General features: G+C 69.5%; 15 protein-coding genes. 12 read left to right on the plus strand and 3 right to left on the minus strand.

Going from position 1 to position 18362, the window contains the following annotated elements:
• The first annotated feature begins 216 nt into the window (after nucleotides 1-216).
• The 12 genes from AB0D57_RS19245 to AB0D57_RS19300 all read left to right on the plus strand — a co-directional run bounded on the left by AB0D57_RS19245 (nucleotide 217) and on the right by AB0D57_RS19300 (nucleotide 14332).
• Nucleotides 217-1581 (plus strand): glutamate decarboxylase, encoded by a 1365-nt coding sequence (locus AB0D57_RS19245; RefSeq protein ID WP_362073743.1) that lies wholly within the window; start codon nucleotides 217-219, stop codon nucleotides 1579-1581.
• A 639-nt stretch (nucleotides 1582-2220) separates the two neighbouring features.
• Nucleotides 2221-2664, plus strand: a complete 444-nt coding sequence (locus tag AB0D57_RS19250) for a hypothetical protein (RefSeq protein WP_362073746.1) — start codon at nucleotides 2221-2223, stop codon at nucleotides 2662-2664.
• A 169-nt stretch (nucleotides 2665-2833) separates the two neighbouring features.
• Nucleotides 2834-3196 (plus strand): HGxxPAAW family protein, encoded by a 363-nt coding sequence (locus AB0D57_RS19255; protein ID WP_362073749.1) that lies wholly within the window; start codon nucleotides 2834-2836, stop codon nucleotides 3194-3196.
• A 77-nt stretch (nucleotides 3197-3273) separates the two neighbouring features.
• Nucleotides 3274-4164, plus strand: coding sequence for a DUF2797 domain-containing protein (locus tag AB0D57_RS19260; protein WP_362073752.1), 891 nt, complete (start codon nucleotides 3274-3276; stop codon nucleotides 4162-4164).
• A 160-nt stretch (nucleotides 4165-4324) separates the two neighbouring features.
• Entirely contained in the window at nucleotides 4325-4684 is a 360-nt protein-coding gene (locus tag AB0D57_RS19265; protein WP_362073755.1) for an antibiotic biosynthesis monooxygenase, read from the plus strand.
• 7 nt (nucleotides 4685-4691) lie between these two features.
• Nucleotides 4692-5600 carry an amidohydrolase family protein gene (locus AB0D57_RS19270; RefSeq protein WP_362073857.1) on the plus strand — a complete coding sequence of 303 codons (909 nt, stop codon included), beginning with the start codon at nucleotides 4692-4694 and terminating at the stop codon, nucleotides 5598-5600.
• A 124-nt stretch (nucleotides 5601-5724) separates the two neighbouring features.
• Nucleotides 5725-6465, plus strand: coding sequence for a response regulator transcription factor (locus AB0D57_RS19275; protein ID WP_362073758.1), 741 nt, complete (start codon nucleotides 5725-5727; stop codon nucleotides 6463-6465).
• Nucleotides 6462-8096 (plus strand): HAMP domain-containing sensor histidine kinase, encoded by a 1635-nt coding sequence (locus AB0D57_RS19280; RefSeq protein ID WP_362073761.1) that lies wholly within the window; start codon nucleotides 6462-6464, stop codon nucleotides 8094-8096. Before AB0D57_RS19275 ends, AB0D57_RS19280 begins: the two co-directional genes overlap by 4 nt.
• A gap of 14 nt (nucleotides 8097-8110) precedes the next feature.
• Entirely contained in the window at nucleotides 8111-9622 is a 1512-nt protein-coding gene (locus tag AB0D57_RS19285) for a bifunctional glycosyltransferase family 2/GtrA family protein (RefSeq protein ID WP_362073764.1), read from the plus strand.
• Entirely contained in the window at nucleotides 9619-11841 is a 2223-nt protein-coding gene (locus tag AB0D57_RS19290; RefSeq protein ID WP_362073767.1) for a glycosyltransferase family 39 protein, read from the plus strand. The genes AB0D57_RS19285 and AB0D57_RS19290 overlap by 4 nt, the downstream gene beginning before the upstream one ends.
• 123 nt (nucleotides 11842-11964) lie before the next feature.
• A complete protein-coding gene (locus tag AB0D57_RS19295) occupies nucleotides 11965-13431 on the plus strand; it encodes an MFS transporter (RefSeq protein WP_362073770.1) in 1467 nt (488 codons plus the stop codon).
• A 118-nt stretch (nucleotides 13432-13549) separates the two neighbouring features.
• The gene (locus AB0D57_RS19300) at nucleotides 13550-14332 is read left to right on the plus strand and encodes a TetR/AcrR family transcriptional regulator (RefSeq protein WP_362073773.1); all 783 of its coding nucleotides are present in this window, start codon (nucleotides 13550-13552) and stop codon (nucleotides 14330-14332) included.
• A 10-nt stretch (nucleotides 14333-14342) separates the two neighbouring features.
• Here the strand turns inward: AB0D57_RS19300 and AB0D57_RS19305 are convergent, their stop codons facing one another.
• From AB0D57_RS19305 to AB0D57_RS19315, 3 genes are all read right to left on the minus strand, one after another.
• Entirely contained in the window at nucleotides 14343-14813 is a 471-nt protein-coding gene (locus AB0D57_RS19305; RefSeq protein ID WP_362073776.1) for a PPOX class F420-dependent oxidoreductase, read from the minus strand.
• A gap of 111 nt (nucleotides 14814-14924) precedes the next feature.
• A complete protein-coding gene (locus tag AB0D57_RS19310; RefSeq protein ID WP_362073779.1) occupies nucleotides 14925-15746 on the minus strand; it encodes a YceI family protein in 822 nt (273 codons plus the stop codon).
• 92 nt (nucleotides 15747-15838) lie between these two features.
• A complete protein-coding gene (locus AB0D57_RS19315) occupies nucleotides 15839-18355 on the minus strand; it encodes an MFS transporter (protein ID WP_362073782.1) in 2517 nt (838 codons plus the stop codon).
• Between the last annotated feature and the right edge of the window lie 7 nt (nucleotides 18356-18362).

An 18362-nucleotide genomic window follows, 5' to 3' on the forward strand; every position in this document is an offset into this window, starting at 1 on the left:
CACGCGTGGCGGTGTGGTCCGATCACAGACGTGCAAGAGAGAAGGTCGGCGGAGCGGCTTCGGGCTGCAGCTGCTTCGGCGCGAGTGATCATGGCCCCTGAGCTTCCGGCGCGTCGGGCAGTCTGTGGACAGGCCCGTGCGCTGTTCTCGTGAATCCCAAGCCCGACCCGAGGTCCTGAGCATGGCTCCCGCTCGGGAAACGGTTGAATCGTCGGCATGACCAAGAGAGACGTCGCGGCCCTGTTCGGAAACCGCTTCCTGACCGAGCCCGCTCCCTCGGAGACCTTCCCCGAGGAGGGCATGACCGCGACGGACACCATGAGGCTGCTGGATGAGGACCTCGTCATGGAGGGCGACCCGCAGCGCAACCTCGCCACGTTCGTCACCACCTGGATGGAGCCGGAGGCGCAACGGATCATCGCCGAGAACCTCCACCGCAACTTCATCGACCACGCGGAGTATCCCATCTCCGCCGAGATCGAGCAGCGCTGCGTGCGCATGCTCGCCGACCTCTTTCACGCACCGGGCAAGACCGCCGGATGTCGGACCCAGGGCTCGTCCGAGGCGATCATGCTTGGCGCGCTGTCGCTGAAGTGGAAGTGGCGGGAGCGCCGCCAGGCGGCCAACCTTTCGGTCGACCGGCCCAACCTGGTCTTCGGCGGCGACGTCCACGTCGTGTGGGAGAAGTTCTGCCGCTACTTCGACGTCGAGCCGCGGATCGTGCCGCTTGCCGAGGACAAGTACACGATCGGCCCGGAGGACGTGGAGCCCCACATCGACGAGAACACGATCGGTGTCGTCGCCGTCGTAGGCACCACGTTCACCGGCCACAAGGACGACGTCGTCGGGATCGACAAGCTCCTGCGGGACGTCCGCAAGGAGCGGGACCTCGACATCCCCATCCACGTCGACGGCGCCAGCGGCGGCTTCGTGTGGCCCTTCCTCTATCCGGACTCGAAATGGGACTTCCGGCTCGAGCAGGTCCGCTCGATCAACGTATCGGGACACAAGTACGGCCTGGTCTACCCCGGCATCGGCTGGCTGGTCTTCCGCGAGGAGTCCGACCTGGCCAAGGACCTCGTGTTCTACGAGAACTACCTCGGCAAGACCGACGCGACGTTCACGCTGAACTTCTCGACCGGCGCGTCGATGGTGCTCGCCCAGTACTACAACTTCGTGCGGCTGGGTCGTGAGGGCTACACCTACGTCATGGAGACGATGCAGAAGAACGCCCACGCGTTGGCGGACAACCTGCGTAGCAGCGGCCGCTTCGAAGTGATCGGCAGCGACCTCGAGCAGCTGCCGCTGGTCGCCTTCCGCCTCGCAGGCAAGCACGCCTACGACGAGTCCGACATCGCCTGGCAGCTCTCGGCCGAGCGAGGCTGGATGGTGCCGGCGTACACGCTCCCGCCCAACGCGGAGCGGGTGAAGATCCTGCGTGCCCTGGTCAAGGAGACCCTGAGCCGCGAGCAGATCGAGCGCCTGACCCAGGACATCGCCGACGCCTGCGCCACCTTGGACCACAAGGGTGGGACCACCGAGGTCGAGCGGGCCCAGATCAAGCGCGGCACCGGTTACTGACGCCCGCAGCCGTCACCCTCAGTGGCGGGCGACGAAGTCGCTCCCGAGTGCGCGTCAGATTCTGCTGCAAAAGCTGAACGACGCTTCGCGGACTCGGACGGGCGCGGACACTCGGCGGTGGCGCCATAGTCCAGATTTGACTGGCAGTCCTGACGGCAGTCCTGACGGCAACGACGGCACACGGACGCGCATCATGGCTGACCTGGACGATCGAAATCAGAGGCCGCCAGCCTTCCGCTCGGCGTCTTGCCCGATCCTACGGATCAGAAGGTTGCAGGTTCGAATCCTGCCCCGAGTGCCCAGCAGCCGGGGAGTCCACCGGCCAGGGAAGGCCTGTTTTCGATCTACTCCGTGTATGACGCGATCTGTACGGTGGCGCACGGCGGTGGGCCGGTTGGATGCCACAGGGGCCGCCACGGCAGCGCGTTCTACGGGGACGTGAAGCGCGCCTGTCCGAAGTTGCACGGGCGAGATGAAGACAGTGGCGTCAGGACGGCCTGGAGCCATTTCCGGGTCGCGACGGCTTCCGCGCACCGTAGGTTCCTCGCGCACGGGGTCCGCGAGACGTTCGATGACGTGCTGAAGACCGATCAAGTCACTGAGTAGACCGATCACACATCGACAGGAACGGAAATAGCCATGCGCCGTTTCATGCGCACCACAGCGGTCGTAGGAGTACTGGGAACCGCCGGCCTGCTCGCGATACCGACCGCCTCCGCCTCCTCAGCCGCACAGACCGCGGCTGCGGCGCCCTTATGCGTCACCGACAGTCAGACGCATACCTACGGTAAGGGCGAGATCAGAGTCTGCATCGAGAACGGGCAGGCACGGGTGACCGGTTGGGTCGAGGACCTGCTTCCGGGCGGAGGTTGGGGGACCCCGGACGGCGGCTGTGTGATCTGGTGGATCAGATGGCAGACCGCCTCCGGAGAGGAACTCCGAGGGACGCCCATGGCGTGCCCGCACTTCGGCGGCCCTGCGTACAAAGAGTTCGACTACGACACCACCGACGAGTCCGTCGACAGACCCGTGGACGGCATCACCGGCGTCGCGAAGCTGACTCTGGGCACCGCCTGGGCCTGAAGGACCTGGCATGACGTGCGCACGCCCGCGCACCCAGGCGCCGAGTGCGCACAGGCAAGAGCCCCGTTCCGATTATCGGGGCGGGGCTTTTCCGTTGCCTTCTGTTCTGTTCCGTTCCTCTGGTTCATCTTGGTGGTCTCGGTCGTCTCGTTTTCAGGGAGGCAGATACGTGAGCGCACATCAGCACGACGAAGGGCACACCCTCGCCGGGTGGGCCGGGTTCGGGATCGTCAGCGTGGGGGCGGCGTGGAGCGGAGTGGGGCTGTGCGTGGGGGACGCCCTGGGGGTGTGGGGCGGGCTGGCGGTCGTGGTGATCGGGGTGGTGGTCACCTGGGTGCTCCATCTCGCGGGGTGGGGCAAGCCGCCCGGGCGTCGGCCCGTCGCGGAGTGGGGGTGGCGGGTCAGGGATCTCGGCGCGCGGCAGGGGCATCCGGGGTGCGTGGGATGCCGGCTGGCAGGGCGGGGAGGACGGTCCGCGGTCGTGACCGACGTCGTCGTGCGGGGTGAGCAGGCGACGGAGCCCGTTGTCTGACGACGGCAGTGGCAGTGGTGGCGGCGGGTCCGGTCGTCCGCCGCCGTTGTCAGTGGCAGCCTCTACGCTTTTGAGTGATGGCACAGGCGTGGAGATGTTCGGGGCTGCGGTGGTCGGCGGACGGCCCGGTGTTGCGTTGGAGCGGTGCGCGGGGCAGTGCGCTGTCCTGGGGGAAGCGGGTGGCCTTTGGGGTGGTGGACGGGGGCGTACGGACGTGTGTGGGGGCACGGGGTAACGCGTGCCCCGTGCGGGCGGGCGTCTCGGGGCGGAGCACGGGGGCCCGGTGCGAGGAGTGCGCGCGGTTGGACCGGGCGCACTCCGTCGCCGCCGACACGATGGCCGACGATCCGCGACCGTACCGCGTGTATCTCGCGTGGTTCGGGCCCGGGATGGTGAAGGTCGGGATCACCGGGGTCGACAGAGGGTCCGCGCGGCTGTTGGAGCAGGGTGCCGTCACCTTCAGCTGGCTGGGGCAGGGGCCCTTGATGGCCGCCCGGCGGGCCGAGGAGTTGCTGCGGGCCGCGCTCAAGGTGCCGGACCGGATTCCGTACGCCGACAAGCGGGCGGTGCGGGCGAGGTTGCCGGGGGCGGAAGAGCGGGTCGCCGAGATTCGGGAGCTGCACGCTCGCGTGGGGCTGCTCGACGGCTGGCCCGAGTCCCTGGAGCGCGCGCCGTTCCAGGCCGTCGATCACTTCGGGGTGTTCGGGCTGCGGGGTCTTCCGGCCGCCGTCGGCTTCGTGAGCGAGCTGGTCGGGGGTGGTGAGGTGAGCGGTGAGCTGGTTGCCGCCGCCGGGCCCGATCTGCATCTGGCGACCGGGCGTGGGGTGGTCGTTCTCGATACGCGGCTCATGACCGGGTGGGAGTTGACTGCCGTGGATCAGCGCGAAGTGACCGTGCCGGTCAGGGAGTTCGGAGGTGGGGGGATCGGGGGTGCGGGGATGGGCGGCACGCAGGACGGACTCTTCTGACGGCTGACGGCTGACGGCTGACGGCTGGCGGCTCGCGGCTCGCGGCCGACGGGGTTTCAGTCGCCAGGCGAAAGGGGGATGGTCAAGAACTCGATCCCTTTTGGATCCCGTTCGGAAAGATGCTGGACCGCACGGCGCCGCCGACCCGAGAGTGACGGACATGAGCCATCACCCCATTGAACCTGTCCCGGCCCACGAACCCCCTTACTACGCTGCCGTATTCACCTCCATCTGGACCGACGATGACGGAGAAGGCAACGGGTACGGCGAAACCGCCGAGCGTATGGAGGAGCTCGTGCAGGACATCCCCGGCTACCTCGGCATGGATCAAGCGCACACGCCGGGCGGGCTGTCCATCACGGTCGGATACTTCCGGGACGCGGACGCGCTCAAGGAGTGGCGCGACAACGTCGAGCACCGCGCGGCGCAGCAGCGCGGCCGCGCCGAGTGGTACGAGCGCTACACCCTGCATGTCGCCAAGGTCGAGCGCAGCCAAGGGTTCAAGCGTGAACGAGACTGACGCACACATGGCTGTGCGCGCGAGGGACGTACACGCGGCTGAAGGGGAGGACGTGCGCCTGTTCTGGACGCGTCTGGGGCTTCCCGGTCTCGTCGACGTCCATACCCACTTCATGCCCGAGCGTGTCCTGCGCAAGGTGTGGCACTACTTCGACGGGCTCGGGCCGTTGACCGGCGGTGTCGAGTGGCCCATCACCTACCGCGCGGACGAGGCCGAACGGCTAGCGGTGATAAGGGAGTTCGGGGTACGGGCCTTCACTGCGATGCTCTATCCGCACAAGGCCGGCATGGCGTCGTGGCTCAACTCCTGGGCCGTCGACTTCGCCCGCCGGACCCCCGACTGTCTGCACACCGCCACGCTCTTTCCCGAACCGGGCGTCGAGGGGTATGTGGGGGAGGCGGTGGAGCGCGGGGCCCGCGTCTTCAAGGCACACGTACAGGTGGGGGCGTACGACCCGGCTGATCAACTCCTCGACTCCGCCTGGGGGCTGCTCGCCGAGGCCGGGATTCCCGTCGTGATGCACTGCGGGTCCGGTCCCGCGCCCGGCAAGCACACCGGGCCCGAGCCGGTCGCCCGCGTCCTGGCCAGGCATCCCCGGCTGCGGCTGATCGTCGCGCACCTGGGAATGCCCGAGTACGAGGACTTCCTCGGGCTCGCGGAGCGGTACGGGGAAGTGCGGCTCGACACGACGATGGCGTTCACGGACTTCAGCGAGCGGTTCGCGCCGTTCCCGCGAGTGGCGCTCCCCCGGCTCGCCGACCTCGGTGACCGGATCCTGCTGGGCACCGACTTCCCGAACATCCCGTATCCGTACGTCCACCAGTTGCGCGCCCTGGAACGGCTCGGGCTGGGCGACGACTGGCTCCGGGCGGTCTGCTACGAGAACGGCGCACACCTCTTCAAGATCGCTTCCTGAGTGAGAGCCCCCGGGGAACCTCGTGATCTTCCCAGGAGTTCCCTGAGAGGCACCTGTGGGTTTCTCAGGAAAATCACAGGTTCCCGAAAGCATGCTCTCAGAGGGCCCCGCCAAGGTGTCCGCTATGACCACGACCTCGCCCCAGGGGCGCACCGAACTGCTGAGGCCGGACGGGAGCCCCGTCCGCGTGCTGGTGGTGGACGACGAGTTGTCGATCACCGAGCTGCTGTCCATGGCCCTTCGCTATGAGGGCTGGCAGATCCGCAGCGCGGGTGACGGGACCGGTGCGGTGCAGACCGCCCGCGAGTTCCGGCCCGACGCCGTGGTGCTCGACATGATGCTGCCCGACATGGACGGCCTCACGGTCCTGGGGCGTCTGCGCCGCGAGCTGCCGGACGTTCCCGTCCTCTTCCTCACGGCCAAGGACGCCGTCGAGGACCGCATCGCGGGTCTGACGGCCGGCGGCGACGACTACGTCACCAAGCCGTTCAGCCTCGAAGAGGTCGTGGCCCGGCTGCGTGGGCTCATCCGCCGTTCCGGTGCCGCCGACCGGCGCTCCGACTCCGTGCTGGTCGTCGGTGATCTCACCCTCGACGAGGACAGCCACGAGGTGTCCAGGGGCGGGGCGAACATCCACCTCACCGCGACGGAGTTCGAACTCCTGCGGTTCCTCATGCGTAATCCCCGGCGTGTACTCAGCAAGGCACAGATACTCGACCGCGTGTGGTCGTACGACTTCGGCGGCCAGGCCAATGTCGTCGAGCTCTACATCTCGTACCTGCGCCGCAAGATCGACGCGGGTCGTGAGCCGATGATCCACACGCGGCGCGGCGCCGGTTACCTGATCAAGCCCGCGGCGTCATGAGCGGGCGACGACGAACGCGTAAGCAGGGGCGAGGACGACAGCCGCGCACGCTGCGGACGCGGTTGGTCGTCTCCGCGGTCACCCTGATCGCCGTGGTCTGCGCCGTGATCGGCACGGTGACGACCATCGCGCTGGGGCAGCACCTGTTCAAGCAGCTGGACACGACGCTGAAAGAGACCGCCATGCGGGCGGCCGGCGGGCCCGAGAAGCCGGACGACGAGGGCCCGGCCGACAGTCCGCCGGACGTCGGGAACGGCGAGGACAGCTCTGCGACGAGCGACCCCTTCATCTTCCTCACCCGGGGACCGAACGAGGTCAACACGATCGCCGCCGTCGTGGAGAACGGCGGGATCACCGAGGCGAAGATCAAGAAGGAGAAGGCCGCCAGCGCCGGCGGCTTCGACAGCATGACCGCCCAGGACCTCACCGCAGCCCAACGGGCGGCGCTCGGCTCCGTTTCGAGGACCGGCGAGCACAGCGTGGAGCTCCCCGGCCTCGGCGAGTACCGCGTCAAGTACCAGGAAGGCGGCAGGGGCGCCTACTACGTCGCGATCCCCACCGAGTCCGTCACCAACACCATCAACACCCTGATCCTCGTCGAGATCAGTGTCACGGCCGCCGGTCTGATCGCCGCCGGTATCGCGGGCAGCGTCCTGGTCAGCCTCGCCCTGCGCCCCCTGCGCAAGGTCGCCTCCACCGCCACCCGTGTCTCCGAACTCCCCCTCCACACCGGCGAGGTCACCCTCTACGAGCGGGTCCCCGAGTCCGAGGCCGACCCGCACACCGAGGTCGGTCAGGTCGGTGCCGCGCTCAACCGGATGCTGGACCACATCCACAGCGCCCTGCACGCGCGCCAGCAGAGCGAGATGCGCGTACGGCAGTTCGTCGCGGACGCGAGCCATGAGCTGCGTACGCCTCTTGCCTCCATTCGTGGATACGCCGAGCTGACGCGACGCGGACGTGAGGAGACCGGGCCCGACACCCGGCACGCCCTCGGGCGGATCGAGTCCGAGGCCAGCCGGATGACGGGGCTGGTGGAGGACCTGCTGCTGCTCGCGCGGCTCGACGCGGGGCGCCCGCTCCAGTACGACCAGACCGACCTCGTACCGCTCGTCATCGACGCCGTCAGTGACGCGCGGGCGGCCGGGCGCGAGCACAACTGGCGGCTGGAGCTGCCGGACGAGCCCGCGCTCGTACTGGCGGACGCGGCGCGGCTGCAGCAGGTCATGGTCAATCTGTTCGCGAACGCGAGAACACACACCCCACCGGGTACGACCGTCACCGCGCGCGTGCACCGGCACGGGCCGTGGCTGTGTGTGGACGTCCAGGACGACGGGCCCGGTATTCCGCCCGACCTGCTCCCGCGCGTCTTCGAACGCTTCGCTCGCGGCGACTCGTCGCGCTCCCGTTCCTCCGGCTCGACCGGTCTCGGGCTCGCCATCGTGCAGGCCGTCGCGGCCGCGCACGGGGGTGCCGTCACCGTGGACAGCATGCCCGGCAGGACTGTGTTCACCCTGCATCTGCCCGCGCTCGCCGTCGAAACGTTCGTGGATCCGTTCGTGGAAACAAAGGCGCAACTGCACTCACAGGCACAGCACAGCGCCACCACATGGGTGCAACAGGGCGTCTGACCAGAGTCGTTCCCATGCGAACCGACTCTTCTCCCGGCAACCTGCCGGCGCGGGAGCACCTCCCGGCCGGGTCCGCCGGTACGCCTGTCCTGGACGTAGTGATCCCCGTCTACAACGAGGAGAAGGACCTCCAGCCGTGTGTGGTGAGACTGCACGAGCATCTCAAGCGCACCTTCCCGTACGCGTTCCGCATCACGGTCGCGGACAACGCGTCCACGGACACCACTCCGCAGGTGGCCGCACGGCTGGAGTCGGAGATACCGGAAGTCAGGTCCTTCCGGCTCGAGCAGAAGGGCCGCGGGCGCGCACTGCGCACCGTGTGGTCGGCCTCGGACGCTCCGATCCTCGCCTATATGGACGTGGACCTGTCCACCGACCTCAACGCCCTCCTCCCGCTGGTGGCCCCGCTGATCTCGGGCCACTCGGACCTCGCGATCGGCTCGCGGCTGGCCCGCAGCTCGCGCGTGGTGCGCGGTGCCAAGCGGGAGTTCATCAGCCGCACCTACAACCTGATCCTGCGCGGCTCGCTGCAGGCCCGCTTCTCTGACGCGCAGTGCGGCTTCAAGGCGATCCGCCGTGATGTCGCCCAGGTGCTGCTGCCGCTGATCGAGGACACCGGCTGGTTCTTCGACACCGAGATGCTGGTGCTCGCCGAGCGCGCCGGACTGCGCATCCACGAGGTGCCGGTCGACTGGGTCGACGACCCGAACTCGACGGTGCACATCGTGAAGACCGCGACCGACGACCTGAAGGGCGTGTGGCGCGTCGGCCGTGCCCTCGCCACCGGGTCGCTGCCGCTCGACCGGCTCGCACGCCCGTTCGGGGACGACCCGCGCGACCGCGACCTGACCGACGTACCCACGGGACTGGCCCGCCAGCTCGTCGGTTTCTGTGTGGTGGGCGCCCTGTCCACCCTCTTCTACCTGGTGCTCTACAGCGCCTTCCGGTCGTTCTCGGGCTCGCAGATCGCCAACGCACTCGCCCTGCTCGTCTCGGCGGTCGCCAACACCGCGGCCAACCGGCGGCTGACCTTCGGGGTGCGTGGCCGGGGCGGTGCCGTCCGGCACCAGGCGCAGGGCCTGGTCGTCTTCGGTATCGGTCTCGCCCTCACCAGCGGTTCGCTCGCCGCCCTGAGCGCGGCGACGGACGACCCCTCGCACTCCACGGAACTGGCGGTGCTCATCGCCGCCAACCTCGCGGCGACCGTGCTGCGGTTCCTGCTCTTCCGGGCCTGGGTCTTCCCGGACCGACGTGACGAGACGCCGTCCACGGTGGTGGCCTCGTACAACCCGGCCTCCCACAACCCGGCCTCGGCCACGTACACGACGGCGGTACACGGCCACCCGCACCCGCACCCGCACCCGCCGCTGCCGCAGCGCCCGGGGGCCACGCAATCTCCGTACCACCACACGCACGCCACCGACGAGTTCCGCGCCAGTGATGCCGCGAACCGCACCTGGGGGGACGCAACCATGCAGCTGCAGGCGGTGCGCCCGCACGATCACGACCCGAGGGACGCACGATGACCACTCAGTCCGATACGAGCTATCAGGGGAGCGCGAGTCTCTCCGGGGACGCGAGTCCCTCCGTGGGACCGCCGAGAGCCCTGGAAGAGCCCGCCACGCCCGCCGCGGCCCCGCAGTCCGGTGAGCCCAAGCAGCCCTTCGCGCGCCGCGTCTGGCGCGGCCGGCCCGAGGACCCGAGCTGGGTGCGCCCCGCCTTCCTCGCCCTGCTCGTCGTCACCGGTGTGCTCTACCTCTACAACCTGAGCGCCTCCGGCTACGCCAACTCCTTCTACTCCGCGGCCGTCCAGGCCGGCAGCGAGAGCTGGAAGGCCTTCTTCTTCGGCTCGCTCGACTCGGCCAACGCCATCACCGTCGACAAGCCCCCGGCCTCGCTGTGGCCGATGGCCCTGGCGGTGCGGATCTTCGGCCTCAGCTCCTGGGCGATCCTCGTCCCCGAGGTGCTGATGGGCGTCGCCACGGTCGGCGTCCTGTACGCGGCCGTGCGCCGCCGGTTCAGCCCCGCGGCCGGTCTGATCGCGGGTGCGGTGCTCGCGCTCACTCCCGTCGCCGCGCTGATGTTCCGGTTCAACAACCCGGACGCGATGCTCGCGCTGCTGATGACCGTCACGGTCTACTGCGTGATCCGAGGGCTGGAGGACGGCCGGACGAAGTGGCTGGTCTGGGCGGGTGTCGCGGTCGGCTTCGCCTTCCTCGCCAAGACCCTGCAGGCCTTCCTGATCCTGCCGCCGCTCGCCGTGCTGTACGCGGTCTGCGCACCGGTGGCGCTGAAGAAGCGGTTCGCGCAGTTGGGGCTGTCGGCGGTCGCGATGGTCGTCTCCGGCGGCTGGTGGGTCGCGATCGTGGAACTGTGGCCCGCGTCGTCGCGCCCGTACATCGGCGGCTCGCAGAACAACTCGTTCCTTGAACTGACCTTCGGCTACAACGGGCTCGGCCGTATCAACGGCGACGAGACCGGCAGCGTCGGCGGCGGTGGCGGCGCCGGGGGCACCGGACAGTGGGGCGAGACCGGCTGGAACCGGATGTTCAACTCCGAGATCGGCAGCCAGATCTCCTGGCTGCTGCCGGCCGCGCTGATCCTGTTCGTCGCGGGCATCGTGCTCACATGCAAGGCCAAGCGCACCGACCTGGTACGTGGCTCGTTCCTCGCTTGGGGTGGGGCGCTGCTGATGACCATGGTCGTCTTCAGCTACATGGCCGGCATCTTCCACCAGTACTACACGGTGGCCCTGGCCCCCTACATCGCGGCCGTCGTCGGCATGGGCGCGACGGTGCTGTGGGAGGAGCGGTCCAGGATCTGGGCCTCGCTGACCCTGGCGGGCGCGGTCACCGCGACCGCGGCCTGGGGATACGTCCTCCTCAACCGCACTCCCGACTACCTGCCCTGGCTGAAGTGGCTGGTCCTCGTCGGCGGTCTGGTCGGCGCGCTCGGCCTGATCTTCGCGGCCAGGCTGGGCCGACAGCTCGCCCTCGCGGCGGTCGGGTTGAGCTTCGTGGCCTCGATCGCGGGTCCGACCGCGTACACGCTGTCCACCGTGAACACCGGGCACACCGGTTCCATCGTGACGGCCGGTCCGTCCGGCGCCGGCATGATGGGCGGCGGTCCCGGCGGCGGTGGTGGCGGTGGCATGCGCGGCGGCTTCCCCGGCGGCGGCAACACCCAGCAGGGCGGCGGCATGGGTCAGCCCCCGACGGGCGGCGGCATGGGCGGCTTCCCGGGTGGCGGCCAGAACCAGCAGGGCAACGGCTCCACCCAGAACGGCCAGCAGGGTCAGCAGGGTCAGCAGGGCGGTATGCCCGGCGGCATGGGCGGTGGCGAAGGCGGCGGTATGGGCGGCGGTGGCATGGGCGGTCTGCTCAACGGCGCGACCGTCACCTCCGAGGCCAAGAAGCTGCTGCAGAAGAACGCGGGGGACTACACCTGGGCGGCCGCGGCCATCGGCGCCCAGAACTCCGCGAGCTACCAACTCGCCACCGGCGAGCCGGTGATGGCGATCGGTGGCTTCAACGGCACCGATCCGTCCCCGACGCTGGCCCAGTTCAAGAAGTACGTGACGGACGGCAAGATCCACTACTTCATCTCGAGCGGCAGCGGCGGCGGCATGGGCGGCGGCAGCAGCACCGGCACCTCCTCCCAGATCACCTCGTGGGTCGAGGCCAACTACAAGAAGGTGACAGTCGGTTCGGCCACCTTCTACGACCTGACGCAGCCGACGAGCTGACCGAGGGTCCCTTGTGAGGGGCGGTGGCCCGGAGCGATCCCGCTCCGGGCCACCGCCCTTTGCGCGTGAGGTGCGGGATTATCGAGTTGTACGCCGTATAGGAATTATTCTACGGTGTACAGCATGTCGACCTCCCAAGGGCATCCCCAGCGCTGGCTGATCCTCGGCGTCATCTGCCTCGCGCAGCTCACCGTGCTGCTCGACAACACCGTGCTGAACGTCGCGATCCCCTCCCTCACCCAGGAACTGGGCGCCGCCACCTCCGACATCCAGTGGATGATCAACGCCTACTCGCTGGTGCAGTCCGGGCTGCTGCTCACGGCGGGCAGCGCGGCCGACCGCTACGGCCGCAAGAAGATGCTGATCGCGGGGCTCGTCCTGTTCGGCATCGGCTCACTGGTGGCCGGACTCGCCGGCTCCACCGACCAGTTGATCGCCGCGCGGGCCGGCATGGGCGTCGGCGGCGCGCTTCTGCTGACCACCACGCTCGCCGTCGCCATGCAGATCTTCACCCCTGACGAGCACCCGAAGGCCATCGGCATCTGGAGCGCCGTCAACGCCCTCGGCTTCGCCGCCGGCCCCCTCCTCGGCGGCTTCATGCTGAACCACTTCTGGTGGGGCGCGATCTTCCTGCTGAACCTCCCGGTGGCGGCGCTGGCACTCGCCGCGGTGGTGGCCCTCGTACCCGAATCGAAAAATCCGCGAGGTGACCGCCCCGACCTCCTCGGCGCACTCCTCTCCACCATCGGCATGACCGCGCTCGTGTACGCGATCATCTCCGGCCCCGAGCACGGATGGGCGTCGGGCCGGGTCCTGGCCACGGCGGCGCTCGCGCTGGTGATGCTGGCCGCGTTCGCGTACTGGGAGAGCCGGATCCCGTACCCGATGCTCGACCTGCACTTCTTCCGCGACCGCCGTTTCACCGGGGCCGTCGCGGGGGCGGTGCTCATCACCTTCGGCATGGGCGGCGCGCTCTTCCTGCTCACCCAGCACCTCCAATTCGTCCTGGGGTACGGCCCGTTGGAGGCCGGGCTGCGGACGGCGCCGCTCGCGCTCATGGTCGTGGCGCTGAACTTCTCCGGCCTGTCGGCGAAGTGGACGGCGCGGCTCGGTACACCGGTGTCCATCGCGCTCGGCATGGTGGCGATGTCGGCCGGGCTGGTGTCGATCGCGACGCTCACCGGGCACGGGTACGGCGGCACACTCCTCGGACTCCTGCTCATCGGCGCGGGCTGCGCGGTGGCCAACCCCGCCATGGCGTACGCCATCATGAGCGCGATCCCACCGGAGAAGGCCGGGGTGGGCGCGGGCGTCAACGGCACGCTCGCCGAGTTCGGCAACGGTCTGGGCGTGGCGGTGCTCGGCGCGGTGCTCAACTCCCGGTTCGCGGCGCTGATTCCGGTGGCGGCGGCCTCCCTGCCGGCGGCGCTCGCGTCGGCGGACTCGGCCCAGGAACGCGGGCGGATCACGGACGCGTTCTCGTCGGGACTGGAGACAAGCCAGCTGGTGGGAGCGGTGGCCGTACTCCTCGGTGGACTGCTGGCCGCGGCGTTGCTACGGCGTGCGGTGGGGGTACCACCCAGACGTTAAGTACTGGGGGAGGGCAGACCCCGCGATGGCGGGTTCCGTGTGACGCACGCTTAGCATCAGCATCAGGGATCCCCCGTTCTGAAGCATCTGGGATCCACCGTTCCGAGGAAGGTGCGCCATGGTGAGGGCAGCCGACCGGGCCAAGCGTCCGGCGCGGACCAGTGTCTGGTTGGAGGGCAAGGCGCCCCGGGGCGGCACGGCGCGCGGCGGCGGCCAGCCGTCGGGGCTCGACCGGGACCGGATCACCGCGACCACGGTGCGGCTGCTGGACGCCGAGGGAATGGCGAAGTTCTCCATGCGCCGGCTGGCCGCCGAGCTGAACGTCACCGCGATGTCCGTGTACTGGTACGTCGACACCAAGGACGACCTGCTCGAACTCGCCCTGGACGCGGTCTTCGGCGAGCTGGAGCTGCCCGACCCGGATTCGGGCGAGGACTGGCGCGACCAGCTCCGCGCCCTCGCCACCGGTTACCGCGCGCTGCTGGTCCGCCACCCCTGGGTGTCCCCGCTCACCGGCACCTTCCTGAACATCGGCCCGCACTCCATGGCCTTCTCGCTCCGCGTCCAGCAGGTGGTCCGCAACACCGGCCTGCCGCCGCGCACCCAGACGGGGGCGATCTCGGCGGTCTTCCAGTTCGTGTACGGATTCGGCACCATCGAGGGGCACTTCGTGCAGCGCTGCGCCTCGGCGGGGATGAGTCAGGACGAGTACTTCCGCCAGGCGATGAGCGCGATCGGGGAACAGCCGCAGTTCGCGATCAACCTCGAGAGCGCCGCGGACCTCATGGAGGCCCGCGGCGGCGACACGGTCGAGGAGATGCGCGAACGCGACTTCACCTTCGCCATGGAGACCCTGATCGCGGGCATCGAGACGATGGTCGCCCGCGGCGAGGACAGGTGACAGGTCCTGGTCAGTCCTGGGGTGCCAGCCGCGCCGGGAAGCCCCCGGTCGCGACCGGGCCCCACTTCACCGGCGTGACCCGGATGATCGACTTGCCCTGCTTGAGCATCGCCTGCCGGTACTCGTCCCAGTCCGGGTGCTCGCCCGCGATGTTCCGGTAGTACTCGACCAGGGGCTCGACGGAGTCCGGCGAGTCGAGGACCTCGGCCGTCCCGTCGATCTGCACCCAGGGTCCGTTCCACTCGTCGCTCAGGATGATCAGGCTGACCCGATCGTCCCGCTTGGCGTTGCGGGTCTTCGCGCGCTCGGGATACGTCGAGACCACGATCCGCCCGGCGTCGTCGACCCCGCAGGTCAGGGGAGAACCCTGCGGGCTGCCGTCGGTGCGGCGGGTGAGGAGGACGGCTCGGTGACGGGGGCGTACGAAGTCGAGTAGTTCTTCGCGGGATACGGGGGTGTTCGTCGCGATGTTCGGTGCCATGGGGGGAGCGTAGAGGGTGGGTGTTCGGGTCCGGGTTGTTCGTGGCCGGTCGCGCCCACGCGGCGGAGCCGCACGATGTCACAGCCCCGCGCCCCTGACGGAGCGCTCACCTCACGTCTGCGGAAGCGCCCCGCCCTGCACCGCCTGGATGTCCAGCTCCACCTTCAGCGTCGTGCCGATCGCCGAGATGCCCGCTTGGACGACCTGGTTGTAATTCATGGCGAAGTCCTCACGGTGCAGTTCCGTCGTCGCCCGGAACGCCGCCCGCGTGCCGCCCCACGGGTCCCCACCCGTGCCGAGGTACGCCAGGTCCAGGTCCACCGGCCGTACGACGCCACGCATGGTCAGTTCGCCGTGGACGGTCCAGCGGTCGGAGCCGGCGGGGGTCAGGCCCGTCGAGCGGTAGGTGATCTCGGGGTACGTCTCCACGTCCAGGAAGTCCGGTGACCTCAGGTGGCCGTCACGCATGCCGTTGCCCGTGTCGATGGAGGCCGCCCGGATCACCGCCTCGACGCGGGACTTGGCCACCTCGTCCGGGGCGATCTCGATCGTGCCCGCGAACTCGGTGAACCGTCCGTGCACGCTGGAGATACCCAGGTGCTGCGCCACCGCGCCGACGGACGAGTGCACCGGGTCGATGGCCCACGGTCCGGGCGGCGGCAGCTCGGTGCCGCCCTGCCGGGCGAGCGTCACGGTGCCGATCTCGGCCCGTCCGCTCGCCGTGACGATCGCGCTGGACGCCGCGGGCGCGTACCCGACCGCGGTGACGATCACGGTGTACGCGCCGGGGGCGAGGGCCTGCGCGTCCCGTACGGCGCCCTCCGCGTCCGCCTCGGCCCGCAGCACCTGCGTGCCCGTCATGTCGGTCACCGTGACGACCGCGTGCGACACGGCCCATCCGTCCCGCGTACGAATCCGTGCGGTCAGTCCCATGTCCTACTCACTCCTGCCTAGCAATGAAACCGGCCCGTGGGGGGGCGCACCACCGCTCAGAGTGCGCGCTTCCCCACGGGCCGGGGCCTTTCCTACTCGCCGGGGTGGGCGAGTTCGATGTCGTGGTCGTCGACGCCGCGACCACCCACGGTCAGTGCCGTCGCCACCGGCGGGTAGCCGGTCGCGATGACGGTGTACTCGCCGCTGTCCAGGTCGGTGAAGGCGTACGCGCCGTCCGCACCGGTCCTGGCCGTGCCGATCACGTTGCCGGCCGCGTCGACCAGCGTGACCCGCGCGTCGCCCAGCGGCCCGCCGGGCGCCCGTACGACACCCTGGAGCTGCGCTCCCGAGCTGAGTTCGACCTCGACCCGGGTGACCCCGGTGCCGCCGACCTCGACGGGGAGGGCCTGCGGGCGGTGGCCGGCCGCGTTCACCGCGATGGTCACCGGGCCGGGCACCAGTTCGGCGAAGCTGAACTCGCCCTGCTCACCGGTGGTTCCGGTGGCCAGCACATCACCGCGGACGTCGGTCACGATGACCATGGCGTCCTTGACCGGGGTCCCGGTCTCGGCGGCCCGCACCAGCCCGCTCAGCCCGCTCGTGCCGCTCAGCAGGATGTCGTACGCGACCGGCTCGTCGTTGACGACGATCGTCGAGGCCTGCGGCTGGAAGCCGTCGGCGGAGGCGATCAGGACGTACGAGCCCGTGCCGGGCGCGTCCACCGCGTAGAAGCCGTCGGCCTGAGCGACCGACCGGCCCAGCTGTCGTCCCGCGAGCGAGATCAGCGTGACCGCGGCCCGCGGGACGGGTGCGCTTTCGGCGCCGCGGACGTGTCCGCGTACCGGGATTCCGCCGGAAGTGGGCACCGGGGAGGTCTCCTTCGTGGCTGTGGCGACGGCGGCCAGGCGCTGGGTGCCCTCGGGACCCGCTTCGGTCTCCGCGACGGCCCAGCTCGGCACCCTCTCCTCGACCGGCTCGGCGGCCGGAGCCTCGGCGGCGGCCGGAGCCTCCGCCTCGGCGTCCGCGGCCTGGGCCAGCGCGCCCGAGGTCTTCAGCGGGACCTCCTTGATGAACAGCACGACGATGAAGGCGAGCAGCGCCACGGCGGCGGCGATGAGGAAGACGTCCGCGATGCCGTGGCCGTACGCGCTCTCCATGACGGTGCGCAGCGGGGCGGGCAGCGTGTCCATGTCCGGGATGCTGCCGGAGCCCGAACCGGAGGCCGCGGCCGCGTACTTGGGGTCGAGGCCGGTCAGGCCGTCCTTGACGTAGTCGGTGATCCGGGTGGACATCACCGCGCCCAGCGCGGAGACGCCGATCGCACCACCGAGGGAACGGAAGAACGTCACCGTGGAGCTGGCCGAGCCGAGGTCGGACGGCGCCACCTGGTTCTGCGTGGACAGCACCAGGTTCTGCATCGTCATGCCCACGCCGAGGCCCAGCAGCGTCATGAAGATCGCGACGTGCCAGTAGGGGGTGTCGTACCGGATGGTGCCCAGCAGACCCAGCCCCGCGGTGATCAAGAAGCCGCCGCTGACCAGCCAGTACTTCCACTTGCCGGTCTTGGTGATGATCTGGCCGGAGACCGTGGAGCTGATGAACAGGCCGCCGATCATCGGGATGGTCATGACGCCCGACATCGTCGGGGACTTGTCGCGGGCCAGCTGGAAGTACTGGCTGAAGAAGACCGTGCCGGCGAACATCGCGACACCCACGAAGAGCGAGGCGAGCGACGACAGCGTGATGGTGCGGTTGCGGAACAGCCGCAGCGGGATGATCGGCTCGCTCGCCTTGGACTCGACGAGGAGGAAGAGCGCGCCGAGGACGACCGCGCCGCCGACCAACGCCCCGGTCTGCCACGACATCCAGTCGTACTTGTCACCGGCGAAGGTGACCCAGAGCAACAGCAGCGAGACCGCGGCGGAGATGAAGAACGCGCCGCCCCAGTCGACCTTCACTTCCCGCTTCACGACGGGCAGGTGCAGGGTCTTCTGCAGCACGATCAGCGCGATGACCGCGAACGGCACACCGACGTAGAAGCACCAGCGCCAGCCGAGCCACGAGGTGTCGGTGATGACACCGCCGAGCAGCGGACCGCCGACGGTTGCGACAGCGAAGGTCGCGCCGAGGTAGCCGGAGTAACGTCCGCGCTCACGCGGGGAGATCATCGCGGCCATGACGATCTGGGCGAGAGCGGACAGACCGCCGACGCCGATGCCCTGGACCACGCGGCAGGCGATCAGCATGCCGGCGTTCTGCGACAGACCTGCGGCGGCCGATCCCAGGACGTAGATGACCAGGGCTATCTGTACGAGCGCCTTCTTGCTGTACAGGTCGGAGAGCTTGCCCCACAGGGGCGTGGCCGCGGTCATGGAGAGCAGCGCGGCCGTGACGACCCAGGTGTAGGCGGACTGGCCGCCGCCCAGGTCGCCGACGATCTCGGGGAGGGCGTTGGTGACGATCGTCGACGACAGGATCGCGACGAACATGCCGAGCAGCAGCCCGGAGAGCGCCTCCATGATCTGACGGTGCGTCATCGGAGCGCCATCGGGGGCGCCTCCGTGCTTGGCGTGAGAGCCCCGCACACCGGATGGTGTGGTCGTTGCCATGGGCTTC

The organism is Streptomyces sp. NPDC048275 (genome assembly GCF_040652275.1).
Classification (GTDB): domain Bacteria; phylum Actinomycetota; class Actinomycetes; order Streptomycetales; family Streptomycetaceae; genus Streptomyces.